General features: G+C 44.5%; 9 protein-coding genes. 5 read left to right on the top strand and 4 right to left on the bottom strand.

The genetic code is table 11. The features are described 5' to 3' along the window. The 4 genes from BACCELL_RS27265 to BACCELL_RS05290 all read right to left on the bottom strand — a co-directional run. Positions 1-698 (bottom strand): family 43 glycosylhydrolase (locus BACCELL_RS27265; RefSeq protein WP_044153390.1); only part of this gene is annotated, 698 nt, incomplete at its 3' end. Between the two features lie 12 nt (positions 699-710). Beyond that, positions 711-2,435 carry a family 43 glycosylhydrolase gene (locus tag BACCELL_RS05300; protein WP_007210568.1) on the bottom strand — a complete coding sequence of 575 codons (1,725 nt, stop codon included), beginning with the start codon at positions 2,433-2,435 and terminating at the stop codon, positions 711-713. Between the two features lie 3 nt (positions 2,436-2,438). Beyond that, positions 2,439-4,442, bottom strand: coding sequence for a 3-keto-alpha-glucoside-1,2-lyase-like domain-containing protein (locus tag BACCELL_RS05295; RefSeq protein WP_007210567.1), 2,004 nt, complete (start codon positions 4,440-4,442; stop codon positions 2,439-2,441). A 140-nt stretch (positions 4,443-4,582) separates the two neighbouring features. Then, a complete protein-coding gene (locus BACCELL_RS05290) occupies positions 4,583-7,351 on the bottom strand; it encodes a two-component regulator propeller domain-containing protein (RefSeq protein WP_242577624.1) in 2,769 nt (922 codons plus the stop codon). Between the two features lie 1,311 nt (positions 7,352-8,662). Between BACCELL_RS05290 and BACCELL_RS26800 the strand changes: the two genes are divergently transcribed. The 5 genes from BACCELL_RS26800 to BACCELL_RS05265 all read left to right on the top strand — a co-directional run. Continuing rightward, positions 8,663-8,887, top strand: coding sequence for a hypothetical protein (locus tag BACCELL_RS26800; RefSeq protein WP_007210563.1), 225 nt, complete (start codon positions 8,663-8,665; stop codon positions 8,885-8,887). A 157-nt stretch (positions 8,888-9,044) separates the two neighbouring features. Beyond that, positions 9,045-11,576: a glycoside hydrolase family 88 protein gene (locus BACCELL_RS05280; RefSeq protein ID WP_007210561.1), complete on the top strand. Its 2,532-nt coding sequence runs from the start codon at positions 9,045-9,047 to the stop codon at positions 11,574-11,576. Positions 11,577-11,584: 8 nt separating this feature from the next. Continuing rightward, complete coding sequence (locus BACCELL_RS05275) at positions 11,585-14,413, top strand: alpha-L-rhamnosidase (protein WP_007210560.1); 2,829 nt, start codon at positions 11,585-11,587, stop codon at positions 14,411-14,413. 148 nt (positions 14,414-14,561) lie between these two features. After that, on the top strand, positions 14,562-16,391 hold the full coding sequence (locus BACCELL_RS05270; protein WP_007210559.1) for a rhamnogalacturonan lyase family protein: 1,830 nt from the start codon (positions 14,562-14,564) through the stop codon (positions 16,389-16,391). A 37-nt stretch (positions 16,392-16,428) separates the two neighbouring features. Next, positions 16,429-17,731 (top strand): glycoside hydrolase family 28 protein (locus BACCELL_RS05265; protein ID WP_007210558.1); only part of this gene is annotated, 1,303 nt, incomplete at its 3' end.

Below are 17,731 nucleotides of genomic sequence, written 5' to 3'. Positions count from 1 at the left end.
TGATGCCCGGCATACGAATAATAATACTTGTTTTTATATTTATGTACAAATGAAGCTTCGAAGAAACCGGGAGTATTGGGGTGTATGGCCTTACCTTCAACTTCTGTCAGGTTATCTTTCAATTTAATGATTCGTGAATTGCCGGGATCGCCCCCTCCGAAGTAAAGGAAGGCCTGTCCGTCATCTTCTATCCATACGCTTGGATCGAAACACCACATTCCCCATTGTCCGCTGCCGGGTTGCACTCCCGGAGTATTCATATCTACCACGGGTTTGTCTCGATTGTCTATATAAGGACCGGTTGGACTGTTACTGGTTGCTACGCCAATACCTCCGCAATTGCCGTCACCGTAATAGAGATAGAATTGGTTGTTGTGATAAACAACGCATGGCGCCCAGGTCAATTGGGCTCCCCATCTTGAGTCTTTGGCATGGAATACTTCACCGTGGTCTGTCCAATTCTTTAGATCGTCAGTTGAGATACAAGTGATATCGTTCATAAAATATCCGTATCCTCTTTGAGGGCTATAGGTATCATGCGAACAAAACAGGTACAGTCGTCCATTGTATTCTATTCCCCATGGGTCGGCTGTATATCGTTGCCAAAACAATGGATAATCCGCCTTGCTGATTGATGCAAATGATGCAAACAGTAATAAGCAGAAAAGTGATTTCCTAAGATAATAAGTGGTTTTCATGATATTGCATATTTATTGAATGGTTTTGATTTCTTTTCCGATAGTGACACCCGCTTCATTGAAACTGTCTATTGCGAAATAATAAGTCTGGTCAGCGTTCAATATGTTAATGGATACCTTGTTGTCTTCATATACCAGATAATTATGGTATAATTTGCTTTTCTGTGTACCGAACCGGATATTGTATCCGGTAGCATCGTTGACTTTGCTCCAACTCAGATTTACGGTTCTGCGGTTATCGTTGTTTCTGGTTAATTCCGTGAATTGGGCAGTTGCCGGAACCGGTTTATCCACTTTCCCGAACACTCTTAAGCCGGAGATGGAAAACTTGCCGGAAGGGAAATAGATATTGGTGATACGGATATACCTGGTGTCTGCCGGTTTGTCCAATTGGATGTAGTCATTGGGAGCATCAACTTTGTTCTCTGATTTGTCAACTAACAGATTCCATGTAATCCCATCTTGGGATTCTTCTATCCGGTATTGGTAATATATGGAATCCGATTTTCCCAATGCGGTAGCATCCTGGTCGGCGAAGTTGACCTGAATGGCATAGACTTTAGAGTTCCGGTCTAAATCAACAGTCATAAACTCTCCTTTGTCTGCGGTTTTTGCGCTCCACCATGTTCTGATATCTTCATTCACGGCATTCTCTGTAGGATATCCTTCCAATGTAGATGACGCTTTTACCTTCTTTTTATAAGACAGGAGCATCCATCCCGGGAATAAATCTTGTGGAGAAGATATTTTTTTATCAGGAACAATCATAGGATAGTCTCCCCATGCTGTGTATGCATAAACATCCCCATCTTTGTCAAAGAAGGTTGGATATAGGGAAATCCTTCTTTCGAACATGTGCCTTCGTGAGATTGTGGAAGTACCGATATTCCAGTAGTTTCCATATAAATCCTGAAATGTGCTGCCATGTCCGGTTCCGTTGACAAAACCTTCGGGTTTATAAGAGAAAGGATTATGTTTGAGTAAAGTGAATGGGCCCAATGGATTTTCCGATACGTAAACTCCGTTGCTGTAACTTTTGAATTCGGTACCGGGTACTGCATATTGCAGGTAATACTTCCCTTTGTATTGGTTCATCCATGCGCCTTCAAGCCAGCAAGTGTGCTTGTAATTGGTATTATAGTCTCCGGATACTTCCCAACCGTATTTTTCAGCATTGCTGTAAAATAAGGGAATGGCTTCCCCTTTGGGCATAAATGTTTTTTTATCCAATTCCATTCCCATCATGGGAGTGGCTGCACCGGAACCATAGTATAGATATACTTTGTCAGTATCTGAATCGTAAAACAACATCGGGTCTGCCAGGATATAAGGAAACTGATCGGTTACCAACTCCCATTTGCCTGATTTGGGATCAGCGCTTTTATAGATTTTGTTGGTGGCTACGGAGGCCGTGAAGTAGATCTCTCCGTCCATTTCCATAACGGTGGGAGCATACTTCTCGATGGGAAGACTGTCAGTGGTTATTAAATCCCAATGAACAAGATCTGTTGAATGGAAATAACCACCGGATTTAGAAAGGAAAAGATAATATTCTCCTTTGTATTTTATCATACTGGGGTCTGCTGCCTCACGCCAGGACGGAGAGTCGAGTGAAAAACGATAACTTAGGTTTACCGGATTACAAATTGTTTTGACCTTATTCTCTTTTTCCCTACATGCTGCCAATAGAATGGATAATAGGGAGAGTAGCAGAAAGGACTTGATTGTTGTTTTCATTTCCTATTTGATTTTTTCTATTTCAATATCTTTATAGATTGCCTCGCAAGCTTTACCTTCGTGAATTTGTAAAGCGATGTATCCTGTCAGTGGAATTTTACCTATTTGTGCATCCGGGTGAGGGCAGTCAGAGAAAGGCTCGATGTAGTCCAATGTTTGTGTTCCATTCAGCCAGATGCGGATACGCGGACCTTCACAACGGATAATATATGAGTTCCACTCTTTGGGATTATAGTCCGGGTTTTTACAGAGAGGCGTACCTAAGAAATCCCACCGGCGTTGCTCATCATAAAGCGCTCCTTTTTTCCATGAGATGATGTCTGCCTGATAACCTATCATTTCATGCTCTTTGTTCTTTTCTGTTTGGGGTTGGCTACGGAATTGGATACCTGCATTATATGAGTCATCCGCACAGTTAATTTTGAATTTCAGGCGGAGTTCAAAGTCACTGTATTCGTGGTCGGAACGCAGGAACTCATTTTTAGGAATATCCTTCTCTATGCTTCCGCCGATAATGGCACCTTCTTCTATGCGAAACCACTTCATGCTGTTGTCGCCGTTATTGCCAGTCCAGCCTTTGAATGTCTTTCCATTAAAGAGAGGTTTTCCCTTGAATCCTTTCAGTATGTCCATTGGAGTGGAAGTCGCTTTTTCCTTTGTTGGTATCAGTGAAAGGCATTGAACATCGGGTAGTGCTTCTTTGTGTACCAGTCTGCCTTTCTCATCTTTTGCTAAAGAGAGTTGGATGCCTTGGAGCTTAATATCTATTTCTCCTGTAACAGGAATATTTATGACACCTAAATCCATCTCCCGGTATTCGTTCCAATTGTTGGTCGGCTGAATCAATGTGGCAAGTTGCTGTTGTCCTGCCGTCACAGTTAGGGCGCTACCTTGGTAGGGTTCAGCATACTTCATGCGTACGATATAGTTCCCTTTTTTAGAGAAGGTGTTCCACGAAATAAGTTGATCCGTGTTATTCCAGCCATGTATCGTTGCTAATGTATCTTTGTCATATACCTTTAATCCGCCTTCTGTCCGGGCATTCTGTGCCCACAATTTTACGGTTTCATTCTTATTGGAGTTTTTCGCTTTCCTATTTCCGAACAATTCTTTACTGAGTTGATGAAGATAGCCCACACTGGGAGTTACGTATTTCAACGGTTCATCCTGATCCCTTTCATATTCGAATACGATAACGGGAGTAGCTCTTTTTTCATAAAGATAGGTTAGCAGTTCTTTGATTTGAGCTGCTCCTTCACCCAAGGCTACATCTTTTCCTTCTTTGTCGCAACGGTCTACATCACGAAAATGAAAATGATACATACGACCTGCATCGGTGTAGCTTCTAACAGCCTCATATACATTGGTACCATCGCGCATAAAGTGTCCTACATCGACAGAAGCACCGATGTATTTACTCCTGTTTTTACAATCGGCCAATACATCTACGGGGTTCCAATAAGGCGAACCATGTGCTTTGGGGTGATTGGTCAGAAACATATAAACGCCATACTTTTGGCATAATTCGTCATAGAAGTCCATACTTCCCGGACCTTCTGCAATACGGACAGGATCGGTAGTCAAAGATATATGCCATTCTTTGCAGAATTGGAACAATTTCTCTGTTTGTCCGTTCTCTGCATCTTCCTTGCTTGGACGGCAGTAGAATGAAGTAAGTGTTATATCCTTCTCCAGACATTTGTTCTTGATTTTTTGTTTAGTCTCTTCTGACATTTGCCATGGATTGAATCGTTCTTCTTTTCCCCTCTCTATGGTTTGCCAGATTGTAGCCTCTACATATTTCAGACCTAAATCCGCCGCAGCATCAATAGCGTCAAAAAGGGAGTACCGGGTGAAGGTATAGGACTGAATACCTACTTTCCAACCCACTTTGTCAAAGTCAGATGCAATGTTTGTTTTTTTATTCTGGGCATATCCGTTGGCGGTTGCCCCGAAACTGAACAGCATTATTAATATAAGCTGTAGATGATGTGACATGTTTTTCATTCTGCTGATAATCTAAAAGTTCTGCCTGCAAAGTTAGGGGAGGAGATAGGGAAAGGACTTTTCATTTTAGATATTTCATTTTGCATTTCAGATAAAAAAGGCCTGCATAATGGTCTCCGGCCTTATTTTTGAGGCTTTTCTTAGATTTCGGTTGGTGTTTTGCCGAAATAGCTTTTGAAGGCGCGGCTGAAAATGCTGAGGCTTGAAAAACCGGAAAGTTCGCTAACTTCGGTTACAGTATATTGACCGGATTGCAGAAGTTTGAGAGCATGATTCATCCGTACGGTCTTGATAAAGTCAGACGGCGATTGATCCGTCAATGTTTTAATTTTCTTATATAGAAGTGAAGAACTCACATTCATGGCTGCGGCAAATTCTTCCTTTCCAAATTCGCTATTGGAAATGTTTTCGTTGATGATGCTAATTGCCCGGCTTACGAACGGATCACTTGGCTTACTCTGGGGCACAGGCTGCTCTTCCCGGATGCCCGGTTCTGCCTGTGCCATTCTTTCTTGCATGAGTGCCTGGACAGCATCGGCAATAAGCCTGTCATTGGTACTCTTCCGCTTCAAGCGGTTCGAATAACTTTTGAAAGCATAAATGATATAGCAGATGGTGCATAGACTGATGATAGCTGCAAACCACCAGGTTTTCCAGAAAGGAGGCGTGACGTGTATGTTCAGGCTGCGTTCATCAATCATTTGTGATAGAGAACTGTCGTACATCCTGATGTGTAATTTGAAGTTTCCACCCGGAAGGTTGGTATAATTAATAAAGTGAAGTTCCGAAGGGCGGCTCCAGTTTGCGTCCAATCCCTCTAATAGCCACGAGAATTTCATGTTTCCTGAAGAATTCCCTATTGGAAGCAGCTCTAACATGAAATTGTTCTGAGTGTAGTTTAAGGAAAGATTCTTCTGTTGATTAACGGGAGTATTGTTTAATAAACCGGGAATTGTGCGTATGGAGCGGCCTGCTACGGTGATATTCTGGAAAAAGATATTTCCTCGTGGAGGGGTTTCCTGAATCAGTTCCGGCGCAAACATGATTGCACCGTTGCTTGTTCCCCAGATCAGCTTGCCATTCTTCAGCCGCGTACAGGAGTTGACGCAGAAAGTCGTGGTTGAAAGGGAATAGACCGATGTGTAGGGTTGGATTGTATTATTTAAGATATTGAGCCGGCATAAGCCTCGTTCTGTACCAATCCATAAGAAACCGCTGTCAAATAAGATACTGTTCACATAGTTGGACGTCAGGCCGGATTCCGTTGTAAATCTCTCTGTTTGTTGTTTGTCATAGTCATATCTTATCAGGCCGTCTCTGCAAGTGGCAACCCATATTGTATTGCCGGTTACTACTACGTCCTGAGTCAGACTGCCTTCAACTAACGTTTCCACCGTTCCCTGATTTTTATCCAGCAACAACAAACCACGTGAGGTTGTAAGCAACAGTTTCCCCGGAGAAAGTTCGGCAAACGCGCTGACGGGCTGGACCGGATATTCACGGAAACGATCTTCTTTTACCAGATAACAGGATAGCTTTTGGTTGCCGCCTATCCACACGTCTCCTTCTTTATCCACGAAAAAGTCAAAGATGAAATCGCCAGTAAAGCCGGGAGTGTTGGTCTTGGAGGAGTAATGTTTCAGCGTTTTTCCGGTTTCACGATCCAATAGATAGATGCCGGAAGAATAACTTCCTGCCCAGATATGTCCCTGGTTATCTTCACATAAAGATAAGAATACCTTTGCCTGTTCCGATTTATTCTGGTAATAATGCTTCCACTTGTTGGATGCTGCATCCCAGCGGCTTACACCATTGTTTGTAGCAAACCATATATGCCCTTCGTGATCTTCAATGATCTGGTTGACGTAGTTGTTTCCTAAGGAGTTTGGGTTGTTTATCTGGTAAGTGACCGGTGTGATCTGGGAGTTGTTGTTTTCAAAGAAAGACAGCTTTCCGGTGAATGTGGCTATCCAGTTTTTTGAACCGTCGCAAAGAATATCATATACTCCGTCACCCCGGAGTGAAAAAGGATTGTTCAGGTCCTCCTTATATATATGGAGAATTGTATCTCCTTTTTCGCTGATGTTCCAGATACCTTGTCCGTCAATACCAATCAGAAGGGTGTTTTTGGTATCCTTTCTGATAGCAAGAATGGGTTGCTTCGGAAAGTTTCTGATAGGGATATCTGATAAAGATTTCCGGATGATGTCATAGTAGAAAAGCCCGGCCGATCCGGTTCCAATCCATAGACGTTTTAGCTGGTCGTCATAGTACAGGCTGGGTACCTGAAAGAAATCTTCCGTAGTGTTTGAGTAAAGAAGCCGGCTTTCTGATGTCGAAATATTCAGTAGTGAAATGCCTGCCGATGTAATATAGAATAAGTGATTGCCGTCATAAAAAGTGAGATGCTTTATGTCCTCTTCCGTTTGTGGGATTTTTGTAAGTATGTTATTCTCATATTTAAAGAGTCCGATCGAGGAAGCAATCCAAAGTACATTGCTTGTATCGGCAACGATGGTTCCTATTGTAATGTGGCTATTATCGGTTTCTTCCCGCAAGTCTGTCAGGAAGAAGAACTGGTCTGTAGGTTCGTCATAATGGAATATTTGGCCGTTATTGGTGTAGGAGAACAGTTGTGAATTGCTATAAGTCAGCTTTACGAATACAAAATCTGTGGTTCGGCAGGGAAGTTCATAATTGCGGCAGTCGCCTTCAGTCACTCTTAAAATGCCGGTTTTGGTGGAGGTCCAGATAAAACCATACTGGTCTTTACAGATGGAAAATGCTTCTCCTGATGTAATGCCATAGGTGTCACTGATGTTGTAGAATTTGGTATTGGTAGAGAAAGAGTTCAAACTAATAGAAAGCAAGACAAACAGCAGCAGTTTGACTCTTTCTTGTAATATCATTTGGAACTTTTTCATTAAAGGAGCATTCGTTGTTTAGAAATTCTGTAGCAAAGATAATAAATATCTATTGAGTTATGAATTAATTCGCCACGGAGTAACACAGAGTTTCACGGAGATGAATCCTGCACCGTAAAGCAAATAAGAAAGAGCGCTTTGCAGGAGTTAGACTTCATTATCTCGTTATATAGAAAGCTGAATGATAGAGGAAAAACTTGATATGCTCCTTCCTTTTTCTCCTAAAGCCTTAATGTTAATGTTATTATGCTATAAGCAAAATCTCGTTTTTCAATTGAAGGCTGTGCAGCCCGCAGTTGTGGGACCGACAGCCCTCAACTGTAAAACGTAGAGCCCTCAACTGTGAAACGAAGTTTTGTTACGGGCAAAGGAACAAAAACAATAAGGCTAAGTTGGGTTTTCATAGGACCTTCTTCTCATTTTTCTTATTGTTCCTAAGTATTCTATTGTGGGATCTATAGATCTCGCAACAGGATTTTCAAGTTCTTTTCGTCGCCTAATATTATGATATGAAAGGAATCAGGAAGGTTTTTTGAAGAATAATGCAGAGATATCCTCTGTTTTCTTGTAAAAGAGAGGTGTTTACGGGGATGTGCGTAAGGTATGTAAAAAAACGTATTGAGAGTCTGATTATTAGCTGGTTGTAATAGAAAAAGTGCTTTGAAAGCCTGTTTTTGGGGTGTAGGATGAAATTTGCCTACACCATTCTACATCATTTTCCACGCATCTATTTGTCTGATAATCAAATGAAAAAAGTCTCCGGTGTAGGATGTAGGAAATAGAGAACTATTTTTCCAATAGAAGAAATTTATTGTTTGCGTTGTTTTTGTATGGGATAAATAGGCATTTGTATCTTTAACATACCGTTCTACAATACTTAGATTGCGTTATTCCGGTCGGGAACATTATTTCTAAAACGTTGGTAGAGTCATTTTCTCTATCATAATGAGCTAAATGATAATTGCCGTATCCTATGATATCTATTCCGATATTTTGTGTATCTTTGTTGCATATTTCTTCAGTGGTGAAGGGATATGTTTATGATTTGGAGATCATTTTATTATTCGTACTTTCGGAAATCTGGTACATTTTTAATAAGAGCGAATGATAAGTGAAGGTCTCCACGTCCGGATTGCATATAACTTTGTTATATACATCTTGTGGCGTGGAGCTATTGCTTATTATTTTCTTACCGGTTTACCAGAGCCTCGAAAGTGGATAATATGTTAATAGTTCCCATGCCACTTTTATTATAGAGGTATAGGGGCGACATCAACCTTTAAAACTTATAACACGATGGATGAACCTTTTACTTGCACTTGCCAAATGAAAACCGACTTAGAAAACTCAGCCGATGTATTTTCCTTTTTTAAAGAGAACTACCCTTTACCCGGTATTGTTGATAATCTTAATAAACTTTCCAATAAAGAGTTACGCTGTGCCTGTTGCTTGATGGGGGCTGCTTTACTTAGCATCTCCCGAAAGAAAACGATTTGGGGCTGGCTGAAGATAAAGGGATAGATAATGCCAATTCTGTTTTTATGGAAACGACAAAAGCAATAAGAAAACTATCAAAATATAAAGAAGGGGTTTCGGTGGAAACCCCTATTTTTGTGCCGTCAGGTATTGGCATGTTCTATAAAATAATCTATGTGAATCTATAAACTATTAAAGGCACATGAAAAAGCTTCTTGGATTTTCTATTTTTCTTGTATTCGTTTTGATTGCTTCTCTCACGGCAGAAGCAAAGGTGACACTTCCTGCTATTTTTTCAGACAACATGGTATTGCAGCAAAACACACAGGTGAATGTGTGGGGGAAAGCTGCGCCCGGAGAAAAAGTAACGGTTAAAGCATCATGGCTGGATAAAGCTGTGACTGCCAAGGCTGCGGCCAATGGTAAATGGACCGTGAAACTGAAGACACCGAAGGCAATAACCAACCAGTCCGTTACGGTGAGCGGTGAAAATGAGATTACCATTAATAATGTATTAATAGGTGAAGTTTGGCTTTGTACGGGACAGAGTAATATGGAGTTCCCCGTATCGCGTCATCCGGATGTGAAGTGGAATACCGGAATGCTGAATGAAGCGGAAGAACTGAAGGATGCCGATTATCCGGAAATCCGCCTGTTCCATGTGAAACACCAGTTGGCGCACGAGGGTGAATTGGACGACTGTGAGGGGGAATGGTTGGTTTGCAATCCGAAGAACCTGTATGACTTTTCGGCTGTGGGCTTTGTCTTCGGACGTAAGTTATATAAAGAGCTGAAGATGCCCGTAGGGTTGATTCAGTCTACCTGGGGCGGAACACATGCGGAGTCATGGACAAAGCTGGATGTAATGAAGAAAAATCCGCTTTATGCCGATGTGCTGAAAGACTTTGCATTGGAAGGCGTGAAGCAACAGAAAAACTATTGTAAAGTACCCGCAACATTGTGGAATGGTATGATACATCCCATTCTGGGATATACGATAAAAGGAAATATCTGGTATCAGGGAGAGTCAAACTCTATCCGTGCCGATAAATACCAGCAGGTATTCACCAATATGATAAACAGTTGGCGTAAGGAGTGGAAACAGCCGGATATGCCATTCTACTTTGTGCAGATAGCTCCGCACTACGGACAGCCGGCCACTATCCGCGAAGCTCAACTCCGGACCTGGCAAAGCGGACTCAAGAATGTGGGTATGGCAGTTATCACTGATGCGGGCGACTCGCTCGATATCCATCCCCGCAATAAAACAGTGACGGGTGAACGTCTGGCTGCCTGGGCATTGGCAAAGCAATATGGTAAGGACGTGACTTATTCCGGCCCGTTGTTCAAGACAATGAAGGTGGAAGGGAATAAAGCCGTATTGAGCTTTGACTATGCTGACGACGGACTGATGACTCCGGACAATGAACCGGTGAAAGGCTTTATCGTTGCCGGTGAAGATCGCCGCTTTTATCCCGCTACGGCCCTAATCAGGGGAGACAAACTGGAAGTTTCCGCTCCGCAGGTTTCCGTGCCGGTAGCTGTGCGTTATGCATATTGCAATTTCTTCCGCGTGAATCTTTGTAATAAAGCCGGATTCCCGGCTACTCCTTTCCGTACAGATACGTGGGAGCCGGATTCGTATGCCCGTTGGTTTGCCGATTCGGAAATGGTACGTTTTCCGAAAGCCCATCAGTTGGATCATGGGAAGCGTCTGTTCTTTGGATATGCGCAGGGTGTAGGCTGCTGTGCGATGTTGCGGATGTGGAAGAAGACAGGAGAGCGCCGTTATTTCGACTATGTGGAGCAATGGGCGGATTCGCTGATTAATGATAAAGGAGAAATCCATTTGTATCATGTGGAAACATACAACCTCGATTATATAAATTCAGGTAAGGTTTTGTTCGACCTGTACCGTGAAACAGGCAAAGAGAAATATAAAACAGCAATGGATGCCCTGGTTAAGCAACTGAAAAACCATCCGCGCACGCTGGAAGGCGCGTACTGGCATAAGCTGATCTATCAGCATCAGATTTGGCTGGATGGCTTATATATGGCATCTCCTTTCCTCGCACAATATGGTGCGGAGTTCAACAAACCCGAATGGATTGATGAGGCGGTAAAGCAGTTTACGCTTTGCCAGAAACATACGTATGATGCCAAAACCGGGCTTTATCATCATGCCTGGGATGAAAGCAAGAGCCAGCGTTGGGCAGATCCGGAAACAGGACATTCGCCTAACTTCTGGGGACGGAGTATCGGATGGTGGTTCATGGCGATGGTGGATGCGTTGGATTTCATTCCCGAAAACCACGAAGGACGCGCCCGGATGATTGGCTGGATACAGGGACTGGCTGAAGTGTTGCCCGCTTATCAGGACAAAAATGGTTTGTGGTATCAGGTACTCGACCAGCCGAAACGGAAAGGAAACTTCCCGGAAGCATCTGTGACCACGCAATTCATGTATGCTTATGCAAAAGCTGTGAATAAAGGGTATATTGACCCGAAATATCGTGCTGTGGCTGAGAAGGCTTTCAAGGGATTGAAAAGTAAACTGATGGTAGAACGCCAGGATGGTACGCTGACACTGACACGTTGCTGCCAGGTGGGCGGCTTGGGCGGACATCCGTATCGCGATGGCAGCTTCGAATATTATATCGGTGAGAAGATGCGGGATAATGATGCAAAAGCAACAGGACCATTCATTATGGGCTGTCTGGAGCTGAATAAATAGTATATATCATGAAAAAGAATTTATTGGCAATAATCTTTGCTTCTTTCTGTGCCGGAACCCTTTCCGCACAAAATATAGCGTGGCCTGAAGTAACTACGGAAGCTAAACCGGGTGCTCGCTGGTGGTGGATGGGGAGTGCGGTAGATGCGGCTAACCTGACCCGTAACCTGGAAGCATATTCCAAAGCCGGGATGGGCACGATGGAAGTTACTCCTATCTATGGGGTGCAGGGTAATGATGCAAACGAAATTCAGTTCCTGACTCCCGGGTGGATGCAAATGTTACGCCATACGGAAAGTGAAGCTGCACGCCTGGGTATGAAGATTGATATGAACACAGGTACGGGCTGGCCTTTCGGTGGCCCGGAAGTGGGTATAGAAGATGCTGCCTGTAAATTACTGATTGAAGAATATACACTGAAGGGTGGTGAACGCCTGAAAGCAAAGATAGAAGTGACGGATGAAAAACAACGTCCGTATGCCAAACTGTGTAAGCTGATGGCTTTCAGAGTGCTGACTGACGGTGCTACTCCGAAAGAACAAAAGGCTGTGCGTTGCTATGACCTGACTTCGAAGATAGAGAACGGAAAGCTGGTATGGAAGGCTCCGAAAGGGGAGTGGCGGCTGATTGCCGCTTTCGTAGGTAAGACATTTCAGAAAGTGAAGCGTGCAGCTCCCGGTGGTGAAGGATATGTGATGAACCATTTTTCGGCAAAAGCAGTATCCAATTATCTGAACCGGTTTGAACGGGCTTTTGCCGGAAAGGCGACTGATGGTTCTGCCGGAACTCCAACAGAGTATCCGCATAATTTTTTCAATGACTCTTATGAAGTTTACGGTGCCGACTGGACGGACGACCTTTTTGAACAGTTTGCCCGCCGTCGTGGCTATAAACTGGAACACTTTCTTCCGGATTTCCTTTCGAAAAACCGGACAGAGACTACCCGTCGCATTATCTCCGATTATCGCGAAACTCTTGCCGAACTGCTTCAGGAGAACTTCACCCGCCAGTGGACGGACTGGGCGCACAAACATGGTTCACGTACCCGTAACCAGGCACACGGTTCTCCCGGTAATCTGATAGATCTTTATGCGACGGTCGACGTGCCCGAATGTGAGGGGTTCGGACTGTCCGACTTCGGTATCCGAGGATTGCGTAAGGATTCGCTGACGCGTCCCAACGACTCTGATCTTTCCATGCTGAAATATGCTTCTTCGGCAGCGCATATTGCCGGAAAGCCGTTTACTACTTCGGAAACATTCACTTGGCTGACAGAGCACTTCCGCACTTCACTTTCGCAGTGCAAACCCGATATGGACCTGATGTTTATCTCGGGTGTGAATCACATGTATTTTCATGGAACCACTTACTCGCCCGCTGAGGCTGCCTGGCCGGGTTGGAAGTTCTATGCTTCCATTGATATGAGTCCTACGAATAATATTTGGCGGGATGCCCCTGCATTTTTCGATTATGTCACCCGTTGCCAGAGTTTCCTGCAAATGGGACAACCGGATAATGACTTCCTGGTTTATCTGCCTGTATATGACATGTGGGATGAGTTGGACGGACGTTTGTTGCTTTTCGATATTCATAAGATGGCAAAGCGTGCTCCCCGTTTTATAGAGGCGGTGCACCGTATTTATAGTGCGGGATATGATATGGACTATATTTCTGATAACTTCATCCGTAATGCCATGTGTCAGGACGGCAAGATATTGACTTCCGGTGGTGTCTCTTATAAAGCGCTGGTAGTTCCCGGTGCCCGCCTGATGCCTGCCGATGTACTGGAGAAACTGCTTCGTCTGGCAGATGAAGGTGCTACGATTGTTTTTCTGGAGCAATATCCGGAGGATGTACCGGGGTTGAATACTTTGGAAGGACGCCGTACTGAGTTCAATAAGGCGCTGGCACAGATAAAGGAGCGGGAAGGAAAGGGACATATTCTCTTTGGAGCAGACTATGCTCGTACACTGGCCGCCACTGCTGCTGTTCCCGAAGAGATGAAAACAACTTTCGGATTAAGCAGCATTCGCCGCTCGCATCCTGAAGGACACCACTATTTCATCTCTGCTTTGAAAACAGAAGATACCGAAAACTGGATACCTTTGGCTGTGCAGGCACGTTCGGCAATGCTTTATAATCCAATGAACGGAACCTCGGGTAAGGCACGGTTGCGCCAGAATAATGACAGGACGGAAGTGTTCCTGCAATTGGCATCCGGTGAATCTGTTATCCTGAAGACGTTCGCGAACCAGGACGTTTCTGCACCCGAATATGGATACTGGACGCCTGTGGTGCAGAACGATGTGAAGAAGACGTCTCCGGTAACTTATTCTTTTACCGGTAAATGGGGATTCCGCTTTGTAGAGGCAAGCCCTGCGGTTGCTGCCACTCCGGACAGTGTATCTCTTGGCTCATGGACGGAAATTCCTGCCGAAGGTGCAAAGAATGTGATGGGAGCTGCTTGCTATACCACTACGTTTACACTGAAGAGTCCTGCCGATGTCGAAGAGTGGATGCTCGACCTCGGGGATGTTCGTGAGAGTGCCCGTGTACGCATCAACGGACAGGCGGTAGCTACGCTTATTGCAGTTTCTTATCGTTGTCTGGTAGGTAAGTATCTTAGTCCGGGCGTGAATACATTGGAGGTGGAAGTAACCAATCTGCCCGCTAACCGTATTGCTGATATGGATCGGCGCGACGTTCCCTGGCGTATTTATAAGGATGCCAATATTGTGAATATCCATTATAAAAAGGATAATTATGGCAAATGGGAGCCGGTTCCAAGCGGTTTGCTGGGACCTGTACACTTGATTCCTATGCAGACTTTGAAATAAGAACTTTATAATTCGGAGACAGGAAAGCACCACAGATTACACAGATTATCACAGATTATTTTTTATCATTAATAATCATATTTATATCTGTGTAAATCTGTGTAATCTGTGGTGATTCCGGTACATCCTCAAACTAAAGCGATAATCAATGAAATCGAATCTAATTATGCTCTGCCTGCTTGGGTTGGCGAGTACTCTGAATGCCCAGGACCCTCGCGAGAGGCATTACTACTATGAAATACTTGATCCGAGGCATGAACCGAAACCCTTAGTGGAAGGTTTTGCCCGGGAACGGGTGACTGAGAATCTGAACCGTGGACTGACAGTAACCCCTGCCCGCGATGGCAAAGGTATTTATCTCAGTTGGCGGTTATTGGCATCGGATGTTCCCGGTACTGCATTTCATGTCTATCGGGAAGCTGACGGTAAAACGCGTCGCCTGACTAAAAAGCCGCTTACACAGACTTGTGACTTTATGGATGTCACTCCTGCCGAAAAGGCGTCTTATTGGGTGGAAGTTCTGGTGAAAGGAAAGAAACCTGCCTTGTCGGAGAAACGGGAAGTGATTCTTTCCGAATTGAAGCCTTATACTTCTATTCCATTGAAAGAGGGTGTGAAAGCCGGTAAGATCGCTTTAGCGGATTTGAACGGTGACGGTATTTATGACTATATCATCCGTACTCCCGAAACGAATGTTGACCCCGGTATGCCCGGAGATACAACCGGAAAGACATATAAAATATCTGCTTACCTGAGTGACGGAAGCTACCTCTGGACCTATGATATGGGACCGGGTATCGAACCGGGAATCTGGTATTCTCCTTTCATAGTATACGATTTCAATGGAGATGGGAAAGCTGAAGTTGCTATCAAGACTGCTGCTGATGACTATGTAAAGAATGAAAAAGGTCGTGTTTGTGGTGGCAGTGAATACCTCTCCGTGCTGGATGGCATGACCGGTAAAGAGATAGATCGCGTGGACTGGCCTGAACGGAACGACCGCTATGGAAATCTGATTCGCCAGAACCGTAACCAAATGGGGGTTGCTTATCTGGATGGAAAGACACCTTATATATTGGCTGCCCGCGGCACTTACAAACTGATGGTGGTAGATGCCTGGATGCTGAAAGACGGAAAACTGCAACGTGCCTGGCGCTGGGATGGGGATGAAGAAAATCCCATTGTGCGCAGTATGGGTGCGCACAGCATGGTGACGGCTGATGTGGACGGTGACGGACGGGATGAGATTCTGTTAGGCTCGTGTATGCTCGATGATAATGGTACGTTACTTTGGTCTTCCGGTTTGGGGCATAGTGACAAGGCTTATCTCTGCAAACTTCATCCTGATATGGAAGGTATGCAGGTGTTTATGGTGAGTGAACCGAAGAAAGAGGATGGTCGCGGTGTTTCCGTGGTGGATGCAACTACCGGCAAATTGATCTGGAAAATCGGGCAGACCACCTATCATGTAGGTGACGGTATGGTGGCCGATTTTGATTCTTCACATCCCGGTATGGAATGTTTTGCCAGTGAAGACCGTAAAGGTGGCAGCACGGATAAATACCTGCTCACTGCCGATGGCAAGAAAATAAACACTACAAATGCGGAAGTACCCGGTTGCCGTAATTGGATATGGTGGGATGCGGATCTACTGCGTGAGACTTTTAAAGGAGATGATAACCGCTGGGGAGCTTCTTCATCTTCAGGTGGGCGCAAACAAAGCATCTGGAAATGGCAGGGAGAAGTGTTGACTGAAGGAATCGAAGGTGATATCTTGATGATAGCTGACCTGGAAGGTGATTGGCGTGAAGAACTGATTACTGCTTTGCCGGGAGAGTTGCGTATCTATCATACCAATATTCCGGCTCGCGACCGCCGCGTAACGCTGATGCAAGATCCGCTTTATCGTAGCTATGTGGCGCATCGCAGCATGGGATATCCACAAGCGCCCGTACCTTCCTTCTATCTGGGAGAATAGAAATAAATATCTGATTATAAATAAAAAAGAACTAAGAATGACGAAACAATTGTATGTGATTGCAGCCGTGTGTCTGTGGTTGCTCAGTGCTTGCCAATCTTCAACGTATAAGTATGAAGCAGTATATAAAGACCTGCCTTTTGATATGCCAAGGGTAGAAGCGCCGAAATTCCCCGATCGCAAGGTGAACCTTGCTGACTTTGGTGCAGTGGGTAATGGCGAAGAACTTTGTACGGCGGCTTTTGCCAAGGCTATTGATACCTTGGCGGAAAAGGGGGGCGGACATTTGATTGTTCCTGCCGGTGTTTGGTTTACAGGTCCTATTGTCCTGAAAAGTAATATTGACCTGCACTTGGAAAAGGGTGCTGTTATCCTCTTTTCACCTGATGTAGACCTCTATCCATTGGTAGAGACTGTATTTGAAGGATTGGATACCCGCCGTTGCCAATCGCCTGTCTCCGGACGTAATCTGGAAAATGTAGCGATAACGGGAGAAGGTGCCATTGATGGTAACGGACATTATTGGCGTCCTCTGAAACGGGAGAAAGTAACAGAAGGTGTATGGAAACAGACTATCGCCCGGGGTGGGGTATATAAACGTCCCACCTACTGGTTCCCTTATCCGCAGACGTTGAAAGGGGATACTATCAGTAATATGAACGTACCTCAGAATCTGAAAACCGAGGAAGAATGGCAGAGTGTGCGTCATTTTCTTCGTCCGGTGATGGTGAGCCTGATAGAGTGTAAGAATGTATGGTTGCAGGGTGTGATTTTCCAGAATTCACCGGCATGGAACCTGCATCCGTTGATGTGTGAGAATGTGTTGATAGAAGAAGTACAGGTTCGTAATCCGAGTTATGCGCAGAATGGTGATGGTCTGGATCTGGAATCTTGCAAGAATGCACTGATTGTGAACTCTACATTTGATGTGGGCGATGATGGTATTTGTCTGAAGAGTGGCAAAGACGAAGACGGTCGCCGCCGGGGACGTGTTTGTGAGAATGTGGTGGTAGATGGTTGTACAGTATTCAAAGGCCACGGTGGTTTTGTGGTTGGTAGTGAAATGAGTGGTGGTGTACGCAATGTCTCTGTCAGCAATTGTCAGTTCCTGGGGACGGATGTCGGTTTGCGTTTTAAGAGCAAGCGTGGGCGCGGAGGAGTTGTTGAGAATATCTGGATACGTAATATTGCCATGATGGATATCCCGACGGAGCCGATTACATTCAATCTTTATTATGGTGGCAAATCGGCTGTTGAAGTGTTGGAAAGTGGTGAGAAGGTACCTGCTAAAGTAGAACCGTTGCCAGTGGATGAAACTACACCTTGTTTCCGTAATATTC

It is taken from the genome of Bacteroides cellulosilyticus DSM 14838 (assembly GCF_000158035.1).
GTDB classification, from domain to species: Bacteria; Bacteroidota; Bacteroidia; order Bacteroidales; family Bacteroidaceae; genus Bacteroides; species Bacteroides cellulosilyticus.
This window is presented reverse-complemented; position numbering and strand designations above follow the sequence as displayed.